17 protein-coding genes are annotated in these 21,267 nt (G+C 57.1%); 5 read left to right on the top strand and 12 right to left on the bottom strand.

Annotated elements, in window-relative coordinates; all coding sequences use genetic code 11:
* Window position 1: 1 nt before the first annotated feature.
* Window positions 2–1,102, bottom strand: coding sequence for an ArsJ-associated glyceraldehyde-3-phosphate dehydrogenase (locus EVJ50_RS01835; protein WP_150882101.1), 1,101 nt, complete (start codon window positions 1,100–1,102; stop codon window positions 2–4).
* Between the two features lie 156 nt (window positions 1,103–1,258).
* Between EVJ50_RS01835 and EVJ50_RS01840 the strand changes: the two genes are divergently transcribed.
* Entirely contained in the window at window positions 1,259–1,591 is a 333-nt protein-coding gene (locus EVJ50_RS01840) for a helix-turn-helix transcriptional regulator (RefSeq protein ID WP_150882102.1), read from the top strand.
* Here EVJ50_RS01840 and EVJ50_RS01845 read toward each other — a convergent pair.
* The 4 genes from EVJ50_RS01845 to EVJ50_RS01860 all read right to left on the bottom strand — a co-directional run bounded on the left by EVJ50_RS01845 (window position 1,569) and on the right by EVJ50_RS01860 (window position 4,672).
* Window positions 1,569–2,894 carry a GGDEF domain-containing protein gene (locus EVJ50_RS01845; protein WP_150882103.1) on the bottom strand — a complete coding sequence of 442 codons (1,326 nt, stop codon included), beginning with the start codon at window positions 2,892–2,894 and terminating at the stop codon, window positions 1,569–1,571. The genes EVJ50_RS01840 and EVJ50_RS01845 overlap by 23 nt on opposite strands.
* A 207-nt stretch (window positions 2,895–3,101) precedes the next feature.
* Window positions 3,102–3,353, bottom strand: a complete 252-nt coding sequence (locus EVJ50_RS01850; RefSeq protein WP_150882104.1) for a hypothetical protein — start codon at window positions 3,351–3,353, stop codon at window positions 3,102–3,104.
* An 81-nt stretch (window positions 3,354–3,434) separates the two neighbouring features.
* On the bottom strand, window positions 3,435–4,130 hold the full coding sequence (locus EVJ50_RS01855) for an MnhB domain-containing protein (protein ID WP_225323026.1): 696 nt from the start codon (window positions 4,128–4,130) through the stop codon (window positions 3,435–3,437).
* Window positions 4,127–4,672: a hydrogenase subunit MbhD domain-containing protein gene (locus EVJ50_RS01860; protein WP_150882105.1), complete on the bottom strand. Its 546-nt coding sequence runs from the start codon at window positions 4,670–4,672 to the stop codon at window positions 4,127–4,129. Before EVJ50_RS01860 ends, EVJ50_RS01855 begins: the two co-directional genes overlap by 4 nt.
* 944 nt (window positions 4,673–5,616) lie before the next feature.
* Between EVJ50_RS01860 and EVJ50_RS01865 the strand changes: the two genes are divergently transcribed.
* Genes EVJ50_RS01865 through EVJ50_RS01880 form a run of 4 tightly spaced genes read left to right on the top strand, consistent with a single transcriptional unit; the run spans window position 5,617 to window position 12,783 of the window.
* Window positions 5,617–7,368 carry a class I SAM-dependent DNA methyltransferase gene (locus tag EVJ50_RS01865; RefSeq protein WP_225323027.1) on the top strand — a complete coding sequence of 584 codons (1,752 nt, stop codon included), beginning with the start codon at window positions 5,617–5,619 and terminating at the stop codon, window positions 7,366–7,368.
* Window positions 7,365–8,729, top strand: coding sequence for a restriction endonuclease subunit S (locus EVJ50_RS01870; RefSeq protein ID WP_150882106.1), 1,365 nt, complete (start codon window positions 7,365–7,367; stop codon window positions 8,727–8,729). Before EVJ50_RS01865 ends, EVJ50_RS01870 begins: the two co-directional genes overlap by 4 nt.
* Entirely contained in the window at window positions 8,726–9,667 is a 942-nt protein-coding gene (locus EVJ50_RS01875; RefSeq protein ID WP_150882107.1) for a DUF4268 domain-containing protein, read from the top strand. Before EVJ50_RS01870 ends, EVJ50_RS01875 begins: the two co-directional genes overlap by 4 nt.
* Window positions 9,664–12,783, top strand: a complete 3,120-nt coding sequence (locus tag EVJ50_RS01880; protein WP_150882108.1) for a type I restriction endonuclease subunit R — start codon at window positions 9,664–9,666, stop codon at window positions 12,781–12,783. The genes EVJ50_RS01875 and EVJ50_RS01880 overlap by 4 nt, the downstream gene beginning before the upstream one ends.
* Window positions 12,784–12,802: 19 nt before the next feature.
* Here the strand turns inward: EVJ50_RS01880 and EVJ50_RS01885 are convergent, their stop codons facing one another.
* The 7 genes from EVJ50_RS01885 to EVJ50_RS01915 form a co-directional block, all read right to left on the bottom strand.
* Entirely contained in the window at window positions 12,803–13,729 is a 927-nt protein-coding gene (locus tag EVJ50_RS01885) for a hypothetical protein (RefSeq protein ID WP_150882109.1), read from the bottom strand.
* Between the two features lie 569 nt (window positions 13,730–14,298).
* Window positions 14,299–14,553, bottom strand: a complete 255-nt coding sequence (locus EVJ50_RS01890) for a peptidyl-prolyl cis-trans isomerase (RefSeq protein WP_150882110.1) — start codon at window positions 14,551–14,553, stop codon at window positions 14,299–14,301.
* 338 nt (window positions 14,554–14,891) lie between these two features.
* On the bottom strand, window positions 14,892–16,142 hold the full coding sequence (locus EVJ50_RS01895) for an IS256 family transposase (RefSeq protein ID WP_150882111.1): 1,251 nt from the start codon (window positions 16,140–16,142) through the stop codon (window positions 14,892–14,894).
* 88 nt (window positions 16,143–16,230) lie between these two features.
* The gene (locus EVJ50_RS01900; protein WP_150882112.1) at window positions 16,231–16,680 is read right to left on the bottom strand and encodes an HNH endonuclease; all 450 of its coding nucleotides are present in this window, start codon (window positions 16,678–16,680) and stop codon (window positions 16,231–16,233) included.
* 341 nt (window positions 16,681–17,021) lie between these two features.
* The gene (terL, locus tag EVJ50_RS01905) at window positions 17,022–17,918 is read right to left on the bottom strand and encodes a phage terminase large subunit (protein WP_150882113.1); all 897 of its coding nucleotides are present in this window, start codon (window positions 17,916–17,918) and stop codon (window positions 17,022–17,024) included.
* A gap of 512 nt (window positions 17,919–18,430) precedes the next feature.
* Window positions 18,431–19,504, bottom strand: coding sequence for a Shedu anti-phage system protein SduA domain-containing protein (locus tag EVJ50_RS01910; RefSeq protein ID WP_150882114.1), 1,074 nt, complete (start codon window positions 19,502–19,504; stop codon window positions 18,431–18,433).
* Window positions 19,505–19,927: 423 nt separating this feature from the next.
* A complete protein-coding gene (locus EVJ50_RS01915) occupies window positions 19,928–20,554 on the bottom strand; it encodes a hypothetical protein (protein WP_150882115.1) in 627 nt (208 codons plus the stop codon).
* Between the last annotated feature and the right edge of the window lie 713 nt (window positions 20,555–21,267).

A 21,267-nucleotide genomic window follows, 5' to 3' on the forward strand; every position in this document is an offset into this window, starting at 1 on the left:
TTCAGCCCCCCACAACGGCGGCTGCCGCCACAGGCTGCGCCGCGCCGGCGGCACCGTCGGCGTCGGCGGCCGCCAGGTGAACGGCCAGGTCGGCCATGCGGCAGCTGTAGCCCCACTCGTTGTCGTACCAGGTGTAGACCTTGAGCTGGGTCCCGTTCACCACCAGGGTGGACAGGGCATCGACGATGGCACTGCGGCTGTCGTTGAGAAAGTCGACCGACACCAGGGGGCGCTCCTCGACGCCGAGAATCCCCTTCAGGGCCCCGGCGGCCGCCTCGCGGAAGGCGTCGTTGACCTGCTCGGCCGTCACCGGCCGCTCCAGCTCGAACACGGCGTCGGTCAGGGAGGCGTTCAGCAGCGGCACCCGCACGGCGTGGCCGTTGAGCCGCCCCTGCAGCTCGGGGAAGATCAGGCCGATGGCACGGGCTGATCCCGTGCTGGTGGGGATCAGGCTCTGCAGGCTGCTGCGGGCCCGCCGCAGATCGCCCTTGAACGTGTCGATCGGCACCTGGGTGTTGGTCACGTCGTGCAGCGTCGTGATCGCGCCGTGGCGGATGCCGAAGCTCCGGTGCACCACCTGCACCACCGGGGCCAGGCAGTTGGTGGTGCAGGAGGCGGCGGTCACGAGCCGGTGCCGGGCCGGGTCGTAGCTCTGGTGGTTGATCCCGTAAACGATGTTCAGGGCTTCGGCGCCGGCGATCTGGCCCTTGACCGGGCAGGCCACGAGCACCCGGGACAGACCGGCCCGTTCGAAGTAGGGCTCCAGGGCGTCGGCTGTCTTGAAGCGTCCGCTGCACTCGAGCACCAGGTCCACCCCCATGTCCCGCCAGGGAACGGCGGCGGGATCGGCGCTCCGGCTCCAGCTGACCCCCTGACCATCGATGCGGAAGCCGGCGGCGTCGGCCTCGATCGTCCGGCGCCAGCGGCCATGCACCGAATCGAACTCCAGCAGATGGGACGCAGCGGCGGCATCGCCGCCGGGATCGTTGACGTGGACCACCTCGATGCCCTCCCGCTCCCAGAGGGCTCGCAGCACGAGACGGCCGATGCGTCCGAAGCCGTTGATGGCCAGACGCTGGCGCCGAGAGGAAGCGATGGGCATGACGAGCGGCGATCTCCCATCAAAATAACTTGATGCATCAAGAATGGTTGATGCAATGTGTTCTGGAGCACGCCGCTCCCGGCGGCATGGCTCCCCGGGCCCGCCGGCAGCGGCGCCCTTGCGGCGCTTTGATGAGCTCATCCATCGCGCGGCCGCATGAGCGCGTCCTCCCCGTCTCCCGTTGTTGTGCTCGACGCCGAGCTGGCCCGGCAACGGCTCAAGGCCCTGGCCGATCCGGTGCGCCTCAGCGTCGTGCAGGCCCTCGGCGGCGGGGAGCGCTGCGTCTGCGATCTCACCGCCGATCTGGGCCTGGCCCAGTCACGGCTGTCGTTTCACCTGCGGGTGCTGCGCGAGGCGGGTCTTCTCAGCGACCGCCAGGAGGGCCGCTGGGTCTATTACCGCCTCGAGCCGGCGGCGCTGGAGAGCCTGAGCACCTGGCTGACCAGCCTTGGACGGGGCGCCCCGCTCAGTCCGTCGCGCTGCTGCTGACGGGTTTCGGTTCGGCATCGCCCGCTTCCAGGGTCGCCATCCGGTTGCGGCCGCCGTCCTTGGCGGCGTACAGAGCCCGGTCCGCCCGCATCAGCGCCTCCTCCCCGCTGACATCGGCGGCATCGATCAGGCTGCCCCCCAGGCTCATGGTGACCGTGAGGGTCCCGTCATCGATCGCAACCGGGCTGCTCTCCAGAGCGCGGCGCAGCCGCTCACCCATCTCTCGCACTCCGGTGAGCGAAGTGGACCGCAGCAGCACGGCGAATTCCTCGCCGCCGAGCCGGCCGCTGCTGTCGGCGAACTCCATGCTGTCGAGGCGGCTGCCCGTGTCGGATTCCCGCAGGCTGCGGCGGATCACGGCGCTCACGTGCTTCAGCACGGCATCGCCCGCCGCGTGGCCGTAGGTGTCATTCACGGCCTTGAAGTGATCGAGGTCGAGCATGATCACCCCCACGCTGAAGTGGGGGTGGCGGCGCACGATCCGGGTCGCCTGCCGCAGCTCCGTCATGAAGGTGCGCCGGTTGGGCAGCCCGGTGAGGGTGTCGGTGCTGGCCAGCCGTTTCAGTTCGCGCTGCTGGCGGGCCCGCTCCTCCAGCAGGTTGCCCACGGCCAGGCTGGCCAGGGCCAGGGTCAGCAGAAGGATCGCGGCCACGCCGAGCGTGCTGCGGTAGCCGGCCCTGGTGATCGCCGTCAGCTGGGCCGGACTCACCCGTGAGGCCACGATCCAGAGGCAGCTGTTGATGCTGCGGCTGGAGGCCTGGGCCTGCTGGGGATCGGGGCAGAAGCGGGGGTTCTGGGCCTCCAGCATCCGATCGAGCGGGTTGAGCGTCTGCCAGGTCCAGAGGCCGGTGGCCAGACGCTCCTGTTGCAGCTGGCGCTGGGGGCTGCGCCGCATGGCCGCGAACACCTCCGGGTAGCGGCTGAGGAAGCTCGAGTCGCGCTCGTACATGAATTCCCAGTCCGTTGCCGGATCGGGGCCGCGCAACCAGAAGCCCTCCCGGTTGATCAGTATCAGGTGCGGATCCAGCATCGGATTCTCCTCCAGCTGCTCGGAGGAGCGGCTGAGGTCGTCGAGCAGATTGCTGGCCAGGTAGTTGACGATCACGATGCCGCGCCGCTCCCCGGCCTCACTGAAGAGGGGAATCGCCACGCGGATCATCGGCTTCAGCGGCTGCTCGATCTGGCCGCGCTCCTTGTTGAGATCCAGCGGCGAGAGATACACCGCCCCTGGAGGCAGGGTCATCGCTTCACTGAAGTAGTAGCGGTCGGCCTTGTTTTGCAGCTCGGCTGTGGGAACGGCCACCGGTCCGGTGGCCGAGGCGTTGACCCGGATCCGCTCCTGGCCGCTCTCATCGAGCCAGCGGATCTGGTCATAGATCCCGAGCGCGCCACTGAAGGCTTCCCAGCGGCGGATCAGCGCGTCGGTGGAGCCGGTCTCGCCGTTGACCAGGTCCTGCAGGGAGGGCTCGCTGGCGAGATAGACGAGTTCGTTGACCAGAAAGCGCAGGTGCTAGTCGAGGGCCTCGATGCCGCCGGCGACGGCCTGCTGCTCCACCACCCGGGTGATGGAGCGGATCCGGCTCACCTGCACACCGGTCACGGTGGCCAGCAAGCCGAGCGCCAGCGCTGCCGCGGGGGCGAACACCAGGGCCGAGAGCTGCAGGGCCCGACGCGACGAGGGCCTCAGCCGTTGCAGCAGCCCCGGCGGCCCCGGGGTGGAGTTCGCCGCTGCCCCTGCGGCGACGCCTGTGTTCTCGGCCATCGGCAGGCCACCACTGGCCTCAGTCTTGCCGGGCCTTCCGTGGCTGGCCGCGGCCGGGAAGGGCCTGACACAAGCCTTGATTCAGAGCAGACCGCGGGCCCGCACCAGGCGCTGCACCATCGACCAGGAGCCCAGGGTCACCTTGATCGCCACGAGCACGTTCAGCACGGGAATCCAGCTGCCGCTCAGCAGGGTGCCGAAGCGGCCGGGAGGGGGCGCCAGGCCCCAGAGGGCGAGCAGGCTGAGCAGCAGAAAGGCCAGAACCGAGCCCTTCTCCCACAGATCGGCGCGCCAGCGGCGGTGAATGCTCTCGGCCTCCGCCGCACCGCCGCTGATCAGCACCAGGCCGATCGCGGTGCCTCCCGCCACTCCCGCGGCGAATCCACCGCCGGGCGACAGATGACCGCGCAGGGCCAGTTCCACCGCCACCAGGGTCGCGATCGTGGCGCCCCACTGGCAGAGCACCACGGAGGGGTCATCGCTGAGGGCCCGGATGTCGCGCACCGCCCGCTCCGAACCCAGCAGCCAGCGCACCCCCAGGGAGGCCAGGGTGAACACCACCACCTCGCCGATGGTGTCGAACAGGCGCACGTGCAGGATCACGCCCGAGACCAGGTTGGGCACGCCGGTCTGGGTGGCGAGCTCCTCCACCAGCCCGGCCAGGTTGGTGGGCGGCGGCAGGCTGACGCTCAGCGGCGCCAGGCAGAGCAGCACCGCTGCCGCCAGGCACAGGGGGCGCAGCAGCGAGCGGGTGGTGAGGGCCCGTGGCCTGCTCATGGCTGCTCCATGGCGGCGGGGGTGGGGACCGCCGCCTCGAGGGATCCGCCCAGGGCGCGCCAGCGGCGGGAGCCGTCGAGTTCCTCCAGGCGTTGCACCAGCCGTGCGTTGCGCAGGACGAGCCGGCCGTTGTCGTGCAGGAGTCCGTGGGCCGGCTGGCATTCCTCGTGCGCATCGCAGGGCTCGAGCAGTTCCAGCCGGATGTGCAGGCCGGCCAGCCACTGATCCAGGGTCTGGCGCTGCTCCAGGGAGAGGGTGGCTCCGGCGCGCTCGATCCGGATCGCCATCGAGGAGCGCAGCGTCACCGCATAGAGGGTGGTGGAGAGCAGGCTGCCCACGAGAGCCTCGGTGAGGGCCACATCGGGCGCACCCAGGCAGGCGTAGAGCAGCGAGGCGATGGCTCCGAGAAGGCCCCGCATCACCAGCGCCTGCACCGGATCGCTCTGCCGCACGATCAGGATCGCCATCGCCGGCAGCAGCAGGGCCACCGGCAGCAGCAGACCCAGCTCGGAGGCGATGGTGAGAACGTCGGGTGGGCTCATGGATCCCGGTGGCGCTGGGAACTGGTGTGGGCCAGCACGTACCCGAAGATCGTGTTCCTAAGTTCCGCCTGAGATCTCAGTGATAGCAAGGGATCTGAGGCCTCGACCGTGCGAATAGCGCAAACCATAGAGCAGATAGAGCAACCACGACTCGAGTGACGACGGATTGCTCGGAACCCCTGCGGCACAGGCGATTTTGACGCATACAGATGAGAGTCCGCAGATGCGCTGGTGAGGCGGCTGAAGATACACAGTTCTTGACTTGCCGGAGGCTGCCCTGATGGCCTTCGTCGGGTTGATCCTGGGTGTCTCAGGCTTGGAGCGCGTCCGTGTCCTTCGCCAGAACGCCGTAGAGCAAATAGAGCAACTCTGGTCGAGGACCAACGCTCCTCCCACCGTTGTTGGCACTGGATTCAGACAGGAAGGTCCTCTTCCACCAATGCCCGGCCACTCCTCCATGGTCTGCTCTGGAGGTATCGGATTGCTGTCTCGGTCATACAGGGGAACTCTCCGCTGATGCCAGGGAGAGACGCGGACCCATCAGGACGGCTGAGTCGAGGCACGCAGAAGCCCCTAAGAGCGAGCTGGGTGCCTTTAGGACGGGCTCCGTGGATCTGTAGGTGTCCTTGTGCCACAGGGCTCAGCCGACTCCCTGGGCGGCTCCAAGACAGCAACTGCGGGGGTGTAAGGAGACCTGGGCTGCTTAGAAGACCCACCTCCCCGGTCAGGAACCACCCCCCAGTGGGGGATGCACGGCCGAATCTCCTCTCGTAAGTGTGTTCAGATCCGAGCAGCAAAAACTTATCTTGAAGACATCCCCAGTCGCTCGCGGTGACAGGGGACTGGCGCTGGCTTGATATTCCGTGGACTATGACGCCTTCGTTACGGTTGGTGGTGAACCAGACAGAGATGTCTATGTTTCATCTTGAGATTCACTGTCCTTCGTGGCCAGCGAGCTGCAGCAGAACCTCTCCTCCTTCATCTGGTCCGTAGCAGACCTCCTCAGAGGCGACTACAAGCAGAGCGACTACGGGAAAGTCATCCTGCCCTTCACTGTGCTCCGTCGTCTGGACTGTGTCCTGGAGCCGACTAAGGCTGCTGTTCTTGACGAGAAGAAGCTACGAGAAGGGCAGGGACTCGATCCGAAACCCTTTCTTCTGCGTAAAGCAGGACTGAACTTCTGCAATACGTCACCACTAGACGTGAAGCGTCTGATGGGGGACCAAGACAATATCGGGGAGAACCTTCGCTCCTACATCCAGGGCTTTACCACAGAAGTCAGAGACATCTTCGAGAGCTTTGAGTTCCACATTCAAATCGACAGGCTTGAGAAAGCCAATCTGCTGTATCTCATCACTGAGAAGTTCGCCAACATCGACCTTCATCCTGACAAGATCAGCAATGCTGAGATGGGGCTGGTCTTTGAGGAGCTAATACGGAAGTTCGCGGAGCTCTCTAATGAGACAGCAGGAGAACACTTTACTCCTCGTGAGGTGATCAGGTTGATGGTCAACCTCATCTTCATTGAGGACGACGAGGCCCTTACTCAGCCAGGGGTCGTACGGACTCTCTATGACCCAGCAGCTGGGACAGGAGGGATGCTTAGTGTTGCAGATGAGCATCTGACCAGGCACAACCCCTCATCTCGTCTGGTGCTGAGCGGTCAAGAGCTGAACCCTGAGTCTTACGCCATCTGTAAGGCGGACATGCTGATCAAGGGGCAGAACATCAAGAACATCTGCTTCGGAAACACCCTCTCGGACGACCAGCTACCGGAAGAGAAGTTCGACTATATGCTCTCCAATCCACCTTTCGGAGTGGAATGGAAGAAGATCCAAAAGGAGATCAAGGCAGAGCACGAGGCGATGGGCTTCGCAGGGCGCTTTGGACCGGGTCTGCCAAGAGTCAGTGACGGGTCTCTACTGTTCCTCCTCCATTTGATCTCGAAGATGAGGCCTGCGAGTGAGGGAGGCAGTCGCTTCGGGATCGTTCTTAATGGTTCACCGCTCTTCACTGGAGGAGCAGGCTCAGGAGAGAGCGAGATTCGACGGTATGTTCTGGAGAACGATCTGCTTGAGGCGATCATTGCCTTGCCAACTGATATGTTCTACAACACACCTATAAGCACTTACATCTGGATTCTGACGAATAGGAAGTCACAGCCTCGTAAGGGTAAGGTGCAGCTTATCGATGCCAGCAGCTACTGGCAGAAGATGCGAAAGACCTTAGGAAGCAAGAGGAAGGAGATGAGCAGTGAGCACATCGAGGAGATCACTCAGCTCTTTGGCTCATTCGAATCTGTAGAGAAGGACGGAAAGCCAGTCAGCAAGATCCTCAGGAATGAAGAGTTCGGATACCAGACCATTACCGTCGAGCGTCCACTGCGGGATGAAAACGGGGAGGTAGTGCTAGGACAGAGAGGCAAGTCGAAAGGGAAACCACAGGCTGACAGCAGCTTGCGAGATACAGAGGACGTACCCCTTTCAGAAGAGATTGAGCACTATTTTGCTCAAGAAGTCCTGCCGCACGTCTGTGATGCCTGGATCGACGATAGTAAAACAAAGACTGGATATGAGATTTCGTTCAATCGGCACTTCTACGTATATCAGCCTCCACGGTCGCTGCAAGAGATTGACTCTGATTTGAGTCACTTAAGTGGAAGCATTATGGAGATGATTAGAGGGCTGTCCTCATGAGGTATGAGCGATACGGTAAGTATAAGCCACAGCCTGGGGTCTGGTTTGACGAACTTCCTGATCATTGGTCTTGCTACAGGACTAAGGTCTCAGTTGCAAGCTGTCTGAATGGTGCGTGGGGGATAGAACAGCAGGGAGACAGTGGCGACTTGCCATGTATACGTGTAGCTGATTTTGATCGTGAAAATCTTTGTGCGGCGATTCCTGAGAATCCCACAGTCCGGAACTATACAGAAAGAGATATCGAGAAGCGTCTTCTAAGCCGAAACGACCTGCTCCTAGAGAAATCGGGTGGAGGCGACCAACAACCTGTTGGTGCAGTTGTGTTGTATAACGATGATCATCCCGCCATTTGCTCGAACTTTATTGCGAGAATGCGCCTGAAGAACGAAATGAATGCCAGTTTCTGGAGATATGTACATTACGGTTGTTATTGCTCAGGGGTAAGCACACGTTCTATTAAGCAGACGTCTGGGATTCAGAATCTCGACCAGCATCAATACCTTAATGAACTCTCGCCGTTCCCTCCCATTGACGAGCAGGAAGCCATCGCCGCCTTCCTCGACCGGGAAACCGCCAAGATCGACGCCCTCATCACAGAACAACAGCGCCTAATCGAGCTACTCCAAGAGAAGCGTCAGGCTGTGATCTCTCATGCGGTTACAAAGGGGCTGAATCCTTATGCACCGATGAGGGATTCAGGGGTGGAGTGGTTAGGAGAGGTGCCGGAGGGGTGGCGAGTTATGGGCCTCACAAAATGCATTGGCCCGGTAGTCGACTACCGAGGCAAGACACCCGCTAAAGGAGAGTCGGGCATGCGACTTGTAACAGCGAAGAACATTAAGAATGGAAAGATTGACTACGACGCATCAGAGGAATATGTTGACCCATCAGAAGCAGAGGCGTTACTCCAAAGGGGCAGGCCCCAACAGGGAGATCTTCTCTTCACAATGGAGGCACCACTTGGGCAGGTTGCGATTGTTGACAGGGAAGACATAGCTCTCGCTCAGAGAGTAGTCAAGTTTAGGGGCATTCCCTGCACAGTTAGAACCCACTATCTGAAGTGGTGGCTTATGGGCACGCACTGTCAGGCACAACTCCAATCAATGAGTACTGGCTCGACAGCGCTTGGATTAAAGGCAAGTAGACTCTCCGCAATCAAATGCCTAATACCACCACTGACTGAGCAGGAGTCCATTCAGGACTACTTAGCGTCTACTGAGAGAGAGCTCGACAATGCCTCATCTATCGCAGGCTCACTGATAGGTCTTCTCCAGGAGCGCCGCTCAGCCCTCATCTCTGCCGCTGTAACCGGCCAGATCGACGTACGAGGGCTTGTAACCGATGAGGTAGCGACATGAGCCTCCCTATCGGCAAGCTAGTTCGTGTGCCTCTCAGAGAGGTCTGGAAGCATGAGGCTTATGACTTCACCCAGTGGCTCCAGGAGAATATCGAGATACTCAATGAGACACTTGATCTAGAGCTGGTCTCTGCAGAACGTGAGCAAGCAGCCGGTTCCTTCAGTATCGATCTTGTCGCAGAAGATGAAGGTGGTATGCCTTATGTGATCGAGAACCAACTAGAGAAGAGTGATCACGATCATCTAGGTAAGCTCATTACCTACCTAACTGCTCGTGCTGCCAAAGGGGCTGTCTGGATTACTCCGTATCCAAGAGCTGAGCACATTGCGGCTATGGGATGGCTTAACGAGTCAGCTAATGCCGACTTCTACCTGGTCAAGATCGAAGCTGTACGTATTGATGATTCTCCAGCAGCTCCTCTGCTCACATTGATCGTTGGACCATCAGAGGAAGCGAAGGAGTCTGGGAAAGCTAAGCAAGAACTTACTGAGCGCCATAAGATCAGAAAGCAGTGGTGGACCACCCTGCTCTCATTGCCAACTGCCAAATCCTATGCCAACGCTACTGCTAACACTTCCCCTTGGCTTGGCTTGTCTTCGGGAGTATCTGGATGCCGATACTGGTATGGCGTAACGAAGTCAACTTCTTCTGCTGAACTCTATATCGACAAGGGCAAGGGGCACGACGAGACGAATCGTCTATTCTTTGATCATCTAGTCGCTTCACGGACTGAGATCGATGCTTCTATTGGGTATTCCGTCCTCTGGCAACCCCTGGATGGGCGGCGTGCTTGTCGAGTCCGCATTGAGATTCAAGGTGGATATGCTTCCCCACAAGAAGAGTGGACACCAATCCAAGAGAAGATTGTCGACGCCATGAACAAGCTTCAGCACGCCTTGAGCCAGCCCCTCAAGTCTTTCAGCGTTGCAAAGTCATGAGCCTTCACACAGAGGCTAAGTTCGAGGACGAGATCTGTCAGTACCTAGGCAGCAACTCCTGGCTGTACGAGAAAGGTGATGCTGCTAGCTACGACCGCAGCCTTGCCCTGTTCCCACCAGATCTAATCAGTTGGGTCCAGGACTCCCACCCAGAAGCCTGGGAGACGCTTCAGAAGAATCACGGCTCCAAGGCTGAGGAGACCCTCCTTCTCCGTGTTCGTAGTCAGCTTGATCAGCTGGGCACCCTCGATGTCTTACGACATGGGATTGAGCTGCTGGGGCTAAGCAAAGCTCTTAAGCTCGCTGAGTTCAAGCCTGCACTAGGGATTAACCCTGACATCCTCGCCCGCTACAACGCCAATCGACTACGTGTCGTCAGGCAAGTCCGTTATTCACTTCACAACCAGAACTGCATCGATCTGGTGCTGTTCCTGAATGGTATCCCTGTTGCTACCGTCGAGCTGAAGACCGACAACACCCAGAACGTCGGGAATGCTGTTGATCAGTATCGGTTTGATCGACTCCCACAGCTCAAAGGCAAACCACCTGAACCACTACTCTCCTTCCCTAGTGGAGCCGTAGTTCACTTTGCGGTCAGTAACAGGGAGGTGCGCATGACGACTCACCTGAAAGGACCAGCAACGACCTTCCTCCCATTCAATAAGGGCAGTGATCCTGGAGGGAAGAACTGTGGAGGAGGTAATCCCGTTGGAGACGGGCACCCTACTGCTTACTTGTGGGAGGAGGTCTGGGAACGAGAGAGCTGGCTTGAGATCCTTGGCCGCTACTGCATTTCTGAAAGAGACAAGAAGAAGCACATCAGGAGGGTCCTCTTTCCTCGCTATCACCAGCTCGCTGTAACTCGGCAATTGCAGGAGGCCGTAAGGGAAGAGGGACCAGGACAGAAGTACCTGATCCAGCACTCGGCTGGCTCTGGGAAAACCAACTCAATCGCCTGGACAGCTCACTTCTTCTCTGAGCTGCACGACTCCAACGACAGGAAAGTCTTCGACTCAGTGCTTGTGGTCAGTGATCGGAACGTCATTGATACCCAGCTACAAGAAGCCCTCGAAGCCTTCGAACGTCGCAAGGGCGTTGTGGCTTCGATCACCAGTGAGGAAGGAAGCAAGAGTGCCAAGCTTGCAGAGGCTTTAGGTGGGGACAAGAAGGTCGTCGTCTGCACTATTCAGACCTTCCCCTTTGCTATCAAGGAGGTGAGAGAGCTGGCTGCGACTCAAGGCAAGAGGTTTGCTGTCATTGCTGATGAAGCTCACAGCTCCCAGACGGGTCAAGCTGCTACCAAGCTCAAGCAAGTTCTCAGTGCAGCAGAAGCCGCTGATCTTGCTGATGGGGGTGATGTTGACGTCGAGGCTCTCCTTGCAGCCGAGATGTCCGACAGAGTAGAGAGTGGCGGGATTACCTACGTCGCCTTCACTGCTACGCCAAAAGCTAAGACCCTAGAGCTGTTTGGACGAAGACCGAATCCTGATGAACCAAGCAGTGAGACTAACCTCCCTGAGCCGTTTCATGTATATTCGATGCGGCAGGCGATTGAAGAAGGCTTCATCCTCGATGTTCTTCAGAATTACACCTCCTACAAGTTAGCCTTTCGCCTTGCTCATGAGGGGCAGTCTGTGAATGAGACGGAAGTCGAGCGTAATGAGGCCCTTAAGAAGCTGATGGGCTGGGTCAAGCTACATCCGCATAACATCGCACAGAAGGTCGAGATCGTTGTTGAGCATTTCCGTCGCTTTGTCTGGCCATTACTAGAAGGAAGGGCCAAGGCAATGGTTGTCGTTGGGAGTCGGAAAGAAGCAGTGCGCTGGAAGCTTGCGATGGACAAGTACATCACCTCTCGTAACTACTCTCTTGGGACGCTGGTGGCCTTTAGTGGGGAGGTGAATGACCCAGAGTCCGGTCCTGAGCCCTTCAGCGAGCGGGGGCAGTCCCTGAATCCGAAGCTCAAGGGTGATGTCCGCGAAGCCTTCAAGGGTGACGAGTACCAGGTGTTGCTGGTGGCCAACAAGTTCCAGACGGGTTTTGATCAGCCTCTGCTATGCGGCATGTACGTCGATCGTAAGCTTGCTGGCATTCAAGCTGTCCAGACCCTTTCGAGACTTAACCGCTGCTACCCAGGCAAGGACACGACCTACGTAGTCGACTTTGCTAATGACCCCAAGGATGTCTTGGCTGCTTTCAAGACCTACTTCAGCACTGCTGAGCTATCTGCAGCTACCGATCCGAACCTCATCCTTGGTCTCAAAGCTAAGCTTGATTCTCAGAATTACTACGACGAGTTCGAGATCGAACGTGTCATGAAGGTCCTTCTTGATCCAAAGAGCAAACAAGGACTGCTTGAGGAAGCAATCGAGCCTGTTGCAGATCGACTAGTCAATATGTACAAGGAAGCACGAGCAGCCTATCGTCATGCACTGGATATCAACGATGAGTCTTCTGCCAAAGAATCAAAGGACGAGATGGACTCGTTGTTGCTCTTCAGAGCAGACATTGGTACATACGTCAGACTCTACACATTCCTTTCTCAGATCTTTGACTACGGCAACACAGGCATAGAGAAGCGAGCTCTCTTCTTTAGGAGCCTCCTTCGTGCTCTTGATTTCGGCAGGGATCGACCTGGTGTCGATCTTTCTAAGGTCGTCCTGACTCACCATCAGATTCGGAAGCTTGGTGAGACAAACCTTGATCTTGGAATTGGTGAGACTCCGAAACTTGACCCAAGCACTGGTTCGGGGACAGGCTCAGTACAGGACCAGCAGAAGGCCAAGCTCTCTGAGATCATCTCCAAGTTAAATGACCTCTTCACTGGAGACCTGTCCGACGACGACAAGATCATCTATGTCGGTACAGTCATTCGTGGCAAGCTGCTGGAGTCCAAGACTCTTCAACAACAGGCAGCAAGCAACAGCAAGGAACAGTTCGCTAATTCACCTGACCTGATCAAGGCACACCAGGACGCCATAATCGATGCCCTGGATGCCCATCAAGCCATGAGCTCACAGGCTCTCAATAACCCTGATCTGCAAGCAAGGATCCTTGAGCTACTTCTCACTAACTATGGCCTCTGGGAGTCACTTAGAGACAAGCAGGCTGTGTAAGCCCACGAGTCGCTTGTGTCTATTCCCTTATCCAGTCAGAGATGTTACTCAGAATACGGCGATACCCGCATAGAAACAGGTGTAGATTCTCTTTGGTCTTTGCTTCATCCCAGTCAATTGATCCTAGAAGTCTTATCCACATCATGACCTTCTGCTCCTCAGAATATTGGCTTAGGCTTCTAGGTAGCCCGCCGTTGCCTCCAGTTGCCTGATTATGCGTATGACCCTCCGTCACCCTGGTGGATTGTGTGTGAGTGATGGCTGCCTCTATCCCCCCTTCATCTATTTCTTGCTTTCCCTTCTCCTTGTTCAGAGCTGGAGTGAAGCTGTCATATCTCTGACACGTCTGATGCCTTCTTGCACTCAGCGATTCAAACTTATCAGTAAAGAATCCACCAAGCCAGCCGCGTAAGGAGGAGACTGCCGGCATCTTCTTGTTTCGCTTGTAGTACTTATACACTGCCTCCTCCAGTGCGCCGCTCTGTGCCCGCTCGAGAATCGCCATATGCGTAACGCTCGCAGTCTCGGCCATCTCTAGCTGAAACTTGTCGGTGTACTCGCTATTAACCGTCCTGGAATACCATCTGAACGCGGCCTTATTATTGTCGATGCAGTCTCTGCTCCAACCCTCGCTCTCCATGGCCTTTGCTAAGGCGCGGTGCTCGTTGGAACGCTGTGGAAATGACCGCTGATAGTCGCTGATCTTCCCGATGATGATCATCCGTTCTCGCTGAGCTGTGCTCTTGGCTTGGCTGTAGGTCTCGACGTTCTTTTTGATCGAGGCAAGGAAGTTCAGAAATGTCTCATCCGTAGTGGTGTTGTCGTAGATCTCTAGAAGTGCCATTGGTCTATCTGCTGCCCCAGTTCCGTATCGATACGGAACTCGCAGGTGTAGGGCCCGCTCGGTAACGTACTGGGATTGAACTGCATACCGCCTGCTGGTCACTTGTCCTGACAGACGGCATGAGTAGTACCTGCCACTACTTTAGCGATAGCTATCATCGATTTGCTGTTGCCAGTAGTAATTACCGTGCGCTATTGCCCTGCAAGAACAAGTGGCGAGACTGTCGCACATTTAAGTCAGCCAGCATTACCGATGTGTGAATGCTCCACCTGCAATGGCTGTAATGGCCAATCAAGATGCTTCCACCTTCCACTTTTGACATACTGCTTGGTCAGGAGACCCCGATGTCTTCAGTCGTGCGGCATGATCTCAATCCAGTTAATTCATAGCTATGGCTGGTTCCCTTCTTCGCATCCCAGGCCCGTCGGTGCACACCAGACTCCATAAGCTGTAGAACGAAACCGCAGCAAGCATCAAAGCAACAGACGAGACGACGTAGACGAGCACTTACAGACCTCCTTTCAAGTTCAAGTTCAATCAGTTGTTGATCCAGGTATCGACGGAAGAGGTAGTCATTCCTCTCCCTCTCATCCCAGTACCTATTCCAGGCATCAAGGAACTCCATCTCATCCCCACACCTCTCAATGGCCGCATTGACATGGGCCATGAAGTCAGTTGTGTCCATGTGCCTCCTCCCAACGACCACGCTCAAAGCCTGCGTAGAAGGCCTTCTTGACACAGGGCACTCCGTAGAAAACACTGTCATTCAGGTTCTTGTCCTTCTTGAACTCCTCCCAATCCATGGGTTCAGACGACACTGGCCTATCCACAGAAAGGACGTGCCAACCACCAGGCTGCTTAACGACCTCAGCCACCACATCACCTGGCTTCAGTTGGCTAATCCAGATCCCTTCAATCCTCTCCATCTCCATCACTGAAGGCACCCTCCTGTCATCCCCACATACACAAGGAATGTGAGGCTGAGCACTGTCACTACTCTCCAGATGAGTAGTCCTCTCTCCAGCTTAGACATAGTCAGGGTTCCTCCATGAATTGTTCTGTGTGTAATGGAAGTGAGCAGGCCGATGGTTCGGACCCTTCTTCGGTCTGGGTGTCTTGAGCTGCTTGAAGACTGGAGGAACCTGCTCTACCCACTCAGAGGGCAGCATCCGCCTCTCAAGAGAGGTGAGAAGGACATCATCCCGGTTGCGTCCCTTGGAGTGGTGTAAATCCCGAGGCCTGTGATCTGATCGGAGATCAGTGATCAGGCAGCTGCAGCGAGTGCAGCTGTTGCCCGATCTTGGACCGGTTCGCTGGTGTTGTCCAGCTTGGCCATCGACTGTTCAGAGAACACGCGACGGCCATCGAGCTGCCACTCCTCCTGCTGCTCCAGCAACAGTGCTCCCACCAGTCGGATGATCGCGGCGTCGTTCGGGAAGATGCCGACGACGCGGGTGCGGCGCTTGATCTCCTTGTTCAGCCGCTCGAGCGGATTGGTGCTCCAGATCTTGCGCCAGTGCTCCGGCGGGAAGGCCCGGAACGCGAGGACGTCTTCCTTGGCCTGCTCCATCAGCGCCGCAGCAGCGGGGAATTTCTCGGTGAGCATCGTCGTTACCTGCTCCCACTGCTCCCACTGCTGCCCTGCGGCCCGGGCCTCGGGCTGAACGAACACCGAGCGCAGGGCGGCAGCCACCATGTCCTGGCTTCCCTTGGGCACCTTGGCCAATAGGTTGCGGGCAAAGTGGACGCGGCAGCGCTGCCAGCTGCAGCCCTGGCAGCACCGGGCGATGGCCTTCTTGAGGCCGGCGTGGGCGTCGCTGATCACCAGTTGCACGCCTGAGAGCCCGCGCTCGCGCAGGCGGCGCAGGAAGGCGGTCCAGAACGTCTCATCCTCGCTGTCGCCCACCTCGATCCCCAGCACCTCGCGCTGGCCGTTGCCGGTGATGCCGACCGCCACGATCACGGCTCTGGAGATCACCTGCCTGCGGGCCGGATCCCGGCCGTGAAGGTAGGTGGCATCGAGGTAGACGTACGGGTAGCGGCTGAACTCCAGAGGGCGCTGCAGGAAGGCCTGCACCTGGGTGTCGAGGCCCTGGCAGATGCGGCTGACCTCCGATTTGGAGACGCCGCTCTCACAGCCCAGCGCCACCACCAGCTCATCGACCTTGCGCGTCGAGACGCCCGAGACGTAGGCCTCCATCACCACGGCCCAGAGGGCCCGATCCACGCGGCGGCGGGGTTCCAGCAGGGAGGGGAAGAAGCTGCCTGTGCGAAAGCGTGGGATGCGCAGCTGGATGTCGCCGGCTGGCGTTGCCAGAAGCCGGTCACGGCTGCCATTGCGATGGCCCCGACGCTCAGCTGTGCGCTGATGGCGATCGGCGCCAAGGGCAGCAGCGGCCTCGGCCTCGATCAGGGCCTGCAGTCCCTGGCGCACCAGTTCAGGGATCAGGTCACCGGCGGTGCCGCTGCCAAGCAGCTGCACCAGTTCCGCGGCGGCAGAATCAGAGATGGGCATGGTCTGGTCTCAGGACGGTGGTAGTGCTCCGACCAGGGTCACAGACCGGCCCACCCATTCCCCCGCAGGGGATCTGAGGACGAGACCGTCAGCACCGGCGTAGCCGGTGCTGCTTCTCAGGATTTACACCACTCGGTGGGACGCCCCCATCATCCCTCACAACACCATCACTCTTGAAGATGAGCCTGTAGTAGAAGGACTCCACATGCTTGTGCCACTTCCCTAGCCTCAACTCATCCTCCATGTTCTCTCTCCTGGTTCCCCAGGCGAGGTTCTCAAGACGGTTGTCACTACCGACACCATTCAGGTGACGGCCCTCATAGGCTGGGCTTGGCCTTAGACCTACGAAGGCAGACAACACTAAGCAGTGGACCTGGTAGGTCTTCTTGAGGATGTTGACCTGCTTGTAGCGTTTCTTGTAACCAGTCTTTTGTTGTCTGAGGACTCTAAGAGTCTTAGCGTTCCTCACGTTCCCAGCATCAGAGACCTCATACCCAAGCTCAAAGGGGATAGGTCTCCACTGTTCTTCAGTTGTCATTGGAATGTACTGAATGTATCGGTACAATCGGCTGTGACTTAAATCACAAGCCTGTCATCGACCACTACTCAATCGGCAAACACCCCAATAGTGGGTGTTGTGTCGGTGATCCTGCCTCCTACCTTCGGTACTCGTTGGAGCCCGATGGTGGTCTCCCCCCTTCGGGACTCGCCCAACGGGCAGGGAACAGCCCTTGTCATTGTTGTCTTATTTAAGGACTGGTCTTCCTGAGAGAGGCCCTATCTCCCTCTCAGCTACTAGCCAGTCCAGTTGTCTTAGTCAGATGGACCCACGTCTGAGCGATGGGTCTCTTCCGTTACGGTACACTTCTCAGATCCCAGTCAGGGCCTGGCTTTTGTCCAGGTCTCAATCCGACCCGATCCACTGAGGCGTCTCTGGGCTGTTCTGAGGGGGATGCCCATGGCCAGAGCGTCTACAGCAGTCTGGGGCTCCTCAAGGAAGAGGTCCATCATAATGCTGAACTCCTCTGCCTTCCGTTGGGCCTCTGCCTTGTGAGCTGAGATGGCCAGGGCGTCGATGAACCACTGGACCCCTTGGGCCAGGCAGTCGGCTCTGTCGTCATGCTTGACGGCTCCCTTCTCCCGACACATGCGTGTCAGTTGGTAGCTGAGCATGTAGGCAAGTCTTCTTTCTGGGGCTTCCTCTGGGTTGGAGTGGTAATCCCACTCAATTACCTTGGGGTCAATGACCAGCTTGTGCTGGTTCAGGATGGGCTCCAGGGCGTCGATGATCCGCTCCTCCTTACGGACAGAGGCACGGACCTCCTCGACCCCTGCATGAACCTGCATCTGGACCATGTGCCGCTTGAGCAGCTCCCCGAACATGCCATCCCCGAAGTTGGACTCGTAGAGGATGGTGGTGGCCTTGTACTTCTTGGCCATGTTGAGCATGGCGACCAGGGTGGCATCGCTGTAGCCGTCCCTCCAGGCATCCATGGCCCTCAGGAAGATGTAGCCGTTGCACTGGCTCAGGACACAGGCTGTGGCCTCGTCCTTGCCTCGACCGGAGGGGTCGATACTCAGGATGGTCTCTGTGTAGTCCCTGATCCCCTCCTCGACGTACATCGGGCTGTACCAGCGGTCCCCAGGAAGGCCTACAGCGGGCAGATCCTTCAACAGGTATCTTGGGGTCCGACGACCACTGATAGCGGGGTGCACAGGTCTCTGAGAGGCCAGTGACGACGAAATCGGAGAACCGCAGTGGGAACTTCTCCGCATCCGACAGGGTGGTGTTGAGCTGGAACTGGAGTTGGAAGTTGGAGCGGCCCATGTGGCACTCCCTCTCCATCAACTCCCGATCACTGAAGCGTGAGTCAGCGGGGGAACCAGCTTTTGCTCCCTTGTTCAGATCTTCCTCAATCTCAGGGGCCAGCCTTCCCTCGTACAGGATGATGTCATTGGGGTAGCGGCTAGGCCATTCATAGGCCTCATAGCCTTGTTCCTCCAGGTCGCGGTAGACAGAGGACATGATTTGGGGGCTTTCCCAGGTAGAGCAACCGCCTAGTGTGCTGTTGGGGGAGGACAGACTCGTCTTCAAGTCATCACGAAGGCCGCTTCAACAAGTAAATGAAAACGCCTGAGGCCTGGAGGAATCTCGCACCATCAGGTTCTCAGTCTATGGTGGAACGTAACTCAACTAGACAGAGGTGAACAGCACTATTCTGCCGTGAGAAGCCATGATAGATGAATGCTCATACCATTGAGTATCTGCGCTGTGTATTCGCAGTCTATCAGCTATCTTCTGGTACTCCGCTCTCCCAAGCCTCACTATCCTCCTGCTCTGGCTGTTCGCTAGCTGCTTCACTGTGCGAAACAACCGAAAGGAGGCGCTCCCCTTGTGCTAACAGGTGATCATAAGTCATTATCCTGATCCCAGATAGTCTCGAGTTAAGTCCGTGCAAAGCCTTGTGCTCCTCTGTGCTCCAACTGACTGACCTGCAAATGACGATTGTTGCTCGTGGGTGGTATGCAACGATCTCAGGGTGATCCCGCATTCCTTGTTCGGCTACAGAGTGAAGGACATCCATATACCGATGGCACTGCCCTATGGCCTTTGAGACTTCGGAGGAGAAGTAGTAGCTTCTATGGCTCTCATCACGAATTAAGACAGCCATGTCTAGCCGCTTCAGTTCAGCAATATCCCTGTACCCTGCGATCACGTTTGATAGCATCATATCAAGCTGATCATGCGGACTGATCGCCCTAACATCCTCTGGAGATACAACATAAGCATTGCCAAGTGCCCAAGGATGTTGTTCAATCCACCGTTGGTATGTCGCTTCACTATTCTCTTCCTGCTCAAGGTAACCTCTAAGGGCCATGACGGCAGATTGCATTTCTCTAAGCCTTATTGCGCCTTTCAAAGCCGAGACAAGTTCGTCTGATTGGTCACAGGTCCCAATATGAGATACGACATCCTTGCTCCCAAGTACCGTTGCAAGGGCCCCTGCCAAATACTCGGGATCGTATTCTCCAAGATCCGCCACTCCTTCGTCAACCCGAACTACAATGTAGTTTCCGTCTTCTCGGTTGGCTATCTGTAAGTGACTTGTTAGTGCTGGAAGCAGTCTCCGTGCCGCGGCTTCTTGCAGCGACACCGACTTCTCTTCTCTTAGAATCCATTCGACGGGGGGCTTGCCCTTTCTGTATGTCTGTATCTTTACTGTCATCTCCTGATGGTCGGAGTGCTGAATAAAGAATGGCACGAAAACAATTCGTGAACTTCTACACTCGTGATGAACAACCTGATCCCCATAGCTTAGATTTCCAGAGCTAGCCTCTCTACGACTGATGTTCTCTACCATGGTTGATAGCCTGACTGGGCATAGATTAGTCCTTATCTCTCACCATGTCGTTCAGCGAAGCAGCTCCTTCCCGGAGCGCTGCTGAGGTGAATGCCATTCTGGGCAGAGTAATTTCTCAGGTGGTCAGAAATCGACTCTGAGAGTCTAGTGATCAATCCCAGTCCTCCAGAACCTTGGCGATACCGCATTAAGTCCTTACGACAAGTTCAATAACACCAGAACGACTCGCGAAACCACAGACGGTGTCGTTACCTGGTTTGCTACTAACGCTTTGATCTATGCTAATATCAATCGGAGCCCCTATAGCTAACATCCACTGATTGATATTGATCGACTTGCTTTGTTAACGGCCACCTCCTGTATCAGCTTCCGCCCCCCTTCTCGCCAAACTCTTCCTTCGACTCCAGGTTACGGGTTACTCACTTATTCATTTGCGGGAGTCTCTCTTTTTCTTTTCAACGACCTATATCGAGCCCGAGGTGTTGGTTCGTTCTGACTACACTGCTTGTGCAGATAGTCCTGGCTACCTCCAAGGGCTTCAGCAGCTACAGCAGTAAGTGCCCTGCGGAGATCGTAGTAACTCGTATACAAGGATTGCTGGGTTTCGTCTTTATGCATTGAGAGGCCAGAACTTAGATCCGCTTTCGTAACCCGCACGTCTTGCATGAAAGCATCTACTTCTGATGCAACGCATGGGCTAAGCTGGGTTATCTCTGAGGAGGCAATCTCAAGATTCCTGGAAATGCGTTCCAATGTCTTTTTGTCAGACTCGCTTACAGGGTTCTGTGTATCCACTCCCTTATATGAGATCTGAAGCAACGTTGCCATCTCTTTTTCGAGCTTATCGCGCTTTCGAAGAATCGTATTAATATCGTCTCTTCGAATCGTGTCTATCTCAAGTTGTCGCTTCTGAACAGTTTCAGCCACGCATTGGGTAATCGCCAGCAGAGCAGCAGCAATGACACCGATGACAGTCTTGTCAACAAGTCTATCGACAAGATGATTGCGACTGGTGTCTTTGGGCTGAATCACATAGCGTCCGAACTTCATACCAGCAGTCAGATAGTACCTAAGCCTGTGCTGGCGTAGCACCACAGTGTCGATCGGTTGAGAAAAGCCACTCTGTCACCCTATCTCTTGAGTCTGATATGGTGAGCCTCCAGCGAGTGGCATTGCCGGGATAAAACAAGTCCGCCCCGAAGTGGTCAATGTATCCAAACGGAGAGTCGCTCTGCTGGATTGTTGTCTTGTTGCTATTTCCCTTGTATTTCTCCCCTGTAAAGTCTATCTTGGCTGTGAGATTTCCTTTGGGGGGATTGATAACCTCAACCCATACAGCAACTGCCCTGCGATTCTCGAGATGGCTCCACCTATTGGTTTCTACGGTGCTATCTTGATAGTCTTTCAATCGGCTAAACAGCTCTTCTCCCAACGGCAGACAAGAATCTATAGCGGTATACTCAGGACTGGGTCCTAGCGTTACAGTCGGTGTTGCTTGTACTACACCTCGCTGCTTAGACAGCCACTGAAAATCACTGTAATTCAATGGTTTGCAACGCATTCCTGGTACGTATCCGTTTGGACGACATATATCCCTCTCCCTTGCGAAGATTACCTGCATTCTGACTTTAAGCGGTGGAGCAGACGAGCTCAGTGATGACTGAGACCTCAATAGCCGGTCTCCCATCGATTGACGTAGTCCACCAATCTGATTCTGCTTCATTCCTCCGCCAATAGAGAGTGCACCAAATCCGCAAAGTGTG

It is taken from the genome of Synechococcus sp. RSCCF101 (assembly GCF_008807075.1).
GTDB lineage: Bacteria > Cyanobacteriota > Cyanobacteriia > PCC-6307 > Cyanobiaceae > RSCCF101.

Excerpts from the sequence above, each read along its gene's own strand:
- EVJ50_RS01835 (WP_150882101.1), bottom strand. The coding sequence starts at position 1,102 with ATGCCCATCGCTTCCTCTCGGCGCCAGCGTCTGGCCATCAACGGCTTC.
- EVJ50_RS01840 (WP_150882102.1), top strand. The coding sequence starts at position 1,259 with ATGAGCGCGTCCTCCCCGTCTCCCGTTGTTGTGCTCGACGCCGAGCTG.
- EVJ50_RS01850 (WP_150882104.1), bottom strand. The coding sequence starts at position 3,353 with ATGGCCGAGAACACAGGCGTCGCCGCAGGGGCAGCGGCGAACTCCACC.
- EVJ50_RS01855 (WP_225323026.1), bottom strand. The coding sequence starts at position 4,130 with ATGAGCAGGCCACGGGCCCTCACCACCCGCTCGCTGCTGCGCCCCCTG.
- EVJ50_RS01860 (WP_150882105.1), bottom strand. The coding sequence starts at position 4,672 with ATGAGCCCACCCGACGTTCTCACCATCGCCTCCGAGCTGGGTCTGCTG.
- EVJ50_RS01870 (WP_150882106.1), top strand. The coding sequence starts at position 7,365 with ATGAGGTATGAGCGATACGGTAAGTATAAGCCACAGCCTGGGGTCTGG.
- EVJ50_RS01875 (WP_150882107.1), top strand. The coding sequence starts at position 8,726 with ATGAGCCTCCCTATCGGCAAGCTAGTTCGTGTGCCTCTCAGAGAGGTC.
- EVJ50_RS01880 (WP_150882108.1), top strand. The coding sequence starts at position 9,664 with ATGAGCCTTCACACAGAGGCTAAGTTCGAGGACGAGATCTGTCAGTAC.
- EVJ50_RS01890 (WP_150882110.1), bottom strand. The coding sequence starts at position 14,553 with ATGGAGAGGATTGAAGGGATCTGGATTAGCCAACTGAAGCCAGGTGAT.
- EVJ50_RS01895 (WP_150882111.1), bottom strand. The coding sequence starts at position 16,142 with ATGCCCATCTCTGATTCTGCCGCCGCGGAACTGGTGCAGCTGCTTGGC.
- EVJ50_RS01900 (WP_150882112.1), bottom strand. The coding sequence starts at position 16,680 with ATGACAACTGAAGAACAGTGGAGACCTATCCCCTTTGAGCTTGGGTAT.
- terL (WP_150882113.1), bottom strand. The coding sequence starts at position 17,918 with ATGCGGAGAAGTTCCCACTGCGGTTCTCCGATTTCGTCGTCACTGGCC.
- EVJ50_RS01910 (WP_150882114.1), bottom strand. The coding sequence starts at position 19,504 with ATGGTAGAGAACATCAGTCGTAGAGAGGCTAGCTCTGGAAATCTAAGC.
- EVJ50_RS01915 (WP_150882115.1), bottom strand. The coding sequence starts at position 20,554 with ATGAAGTTCGGACGCTATGTGATTCAGCCCAAAGACACCAGTCGCAAT.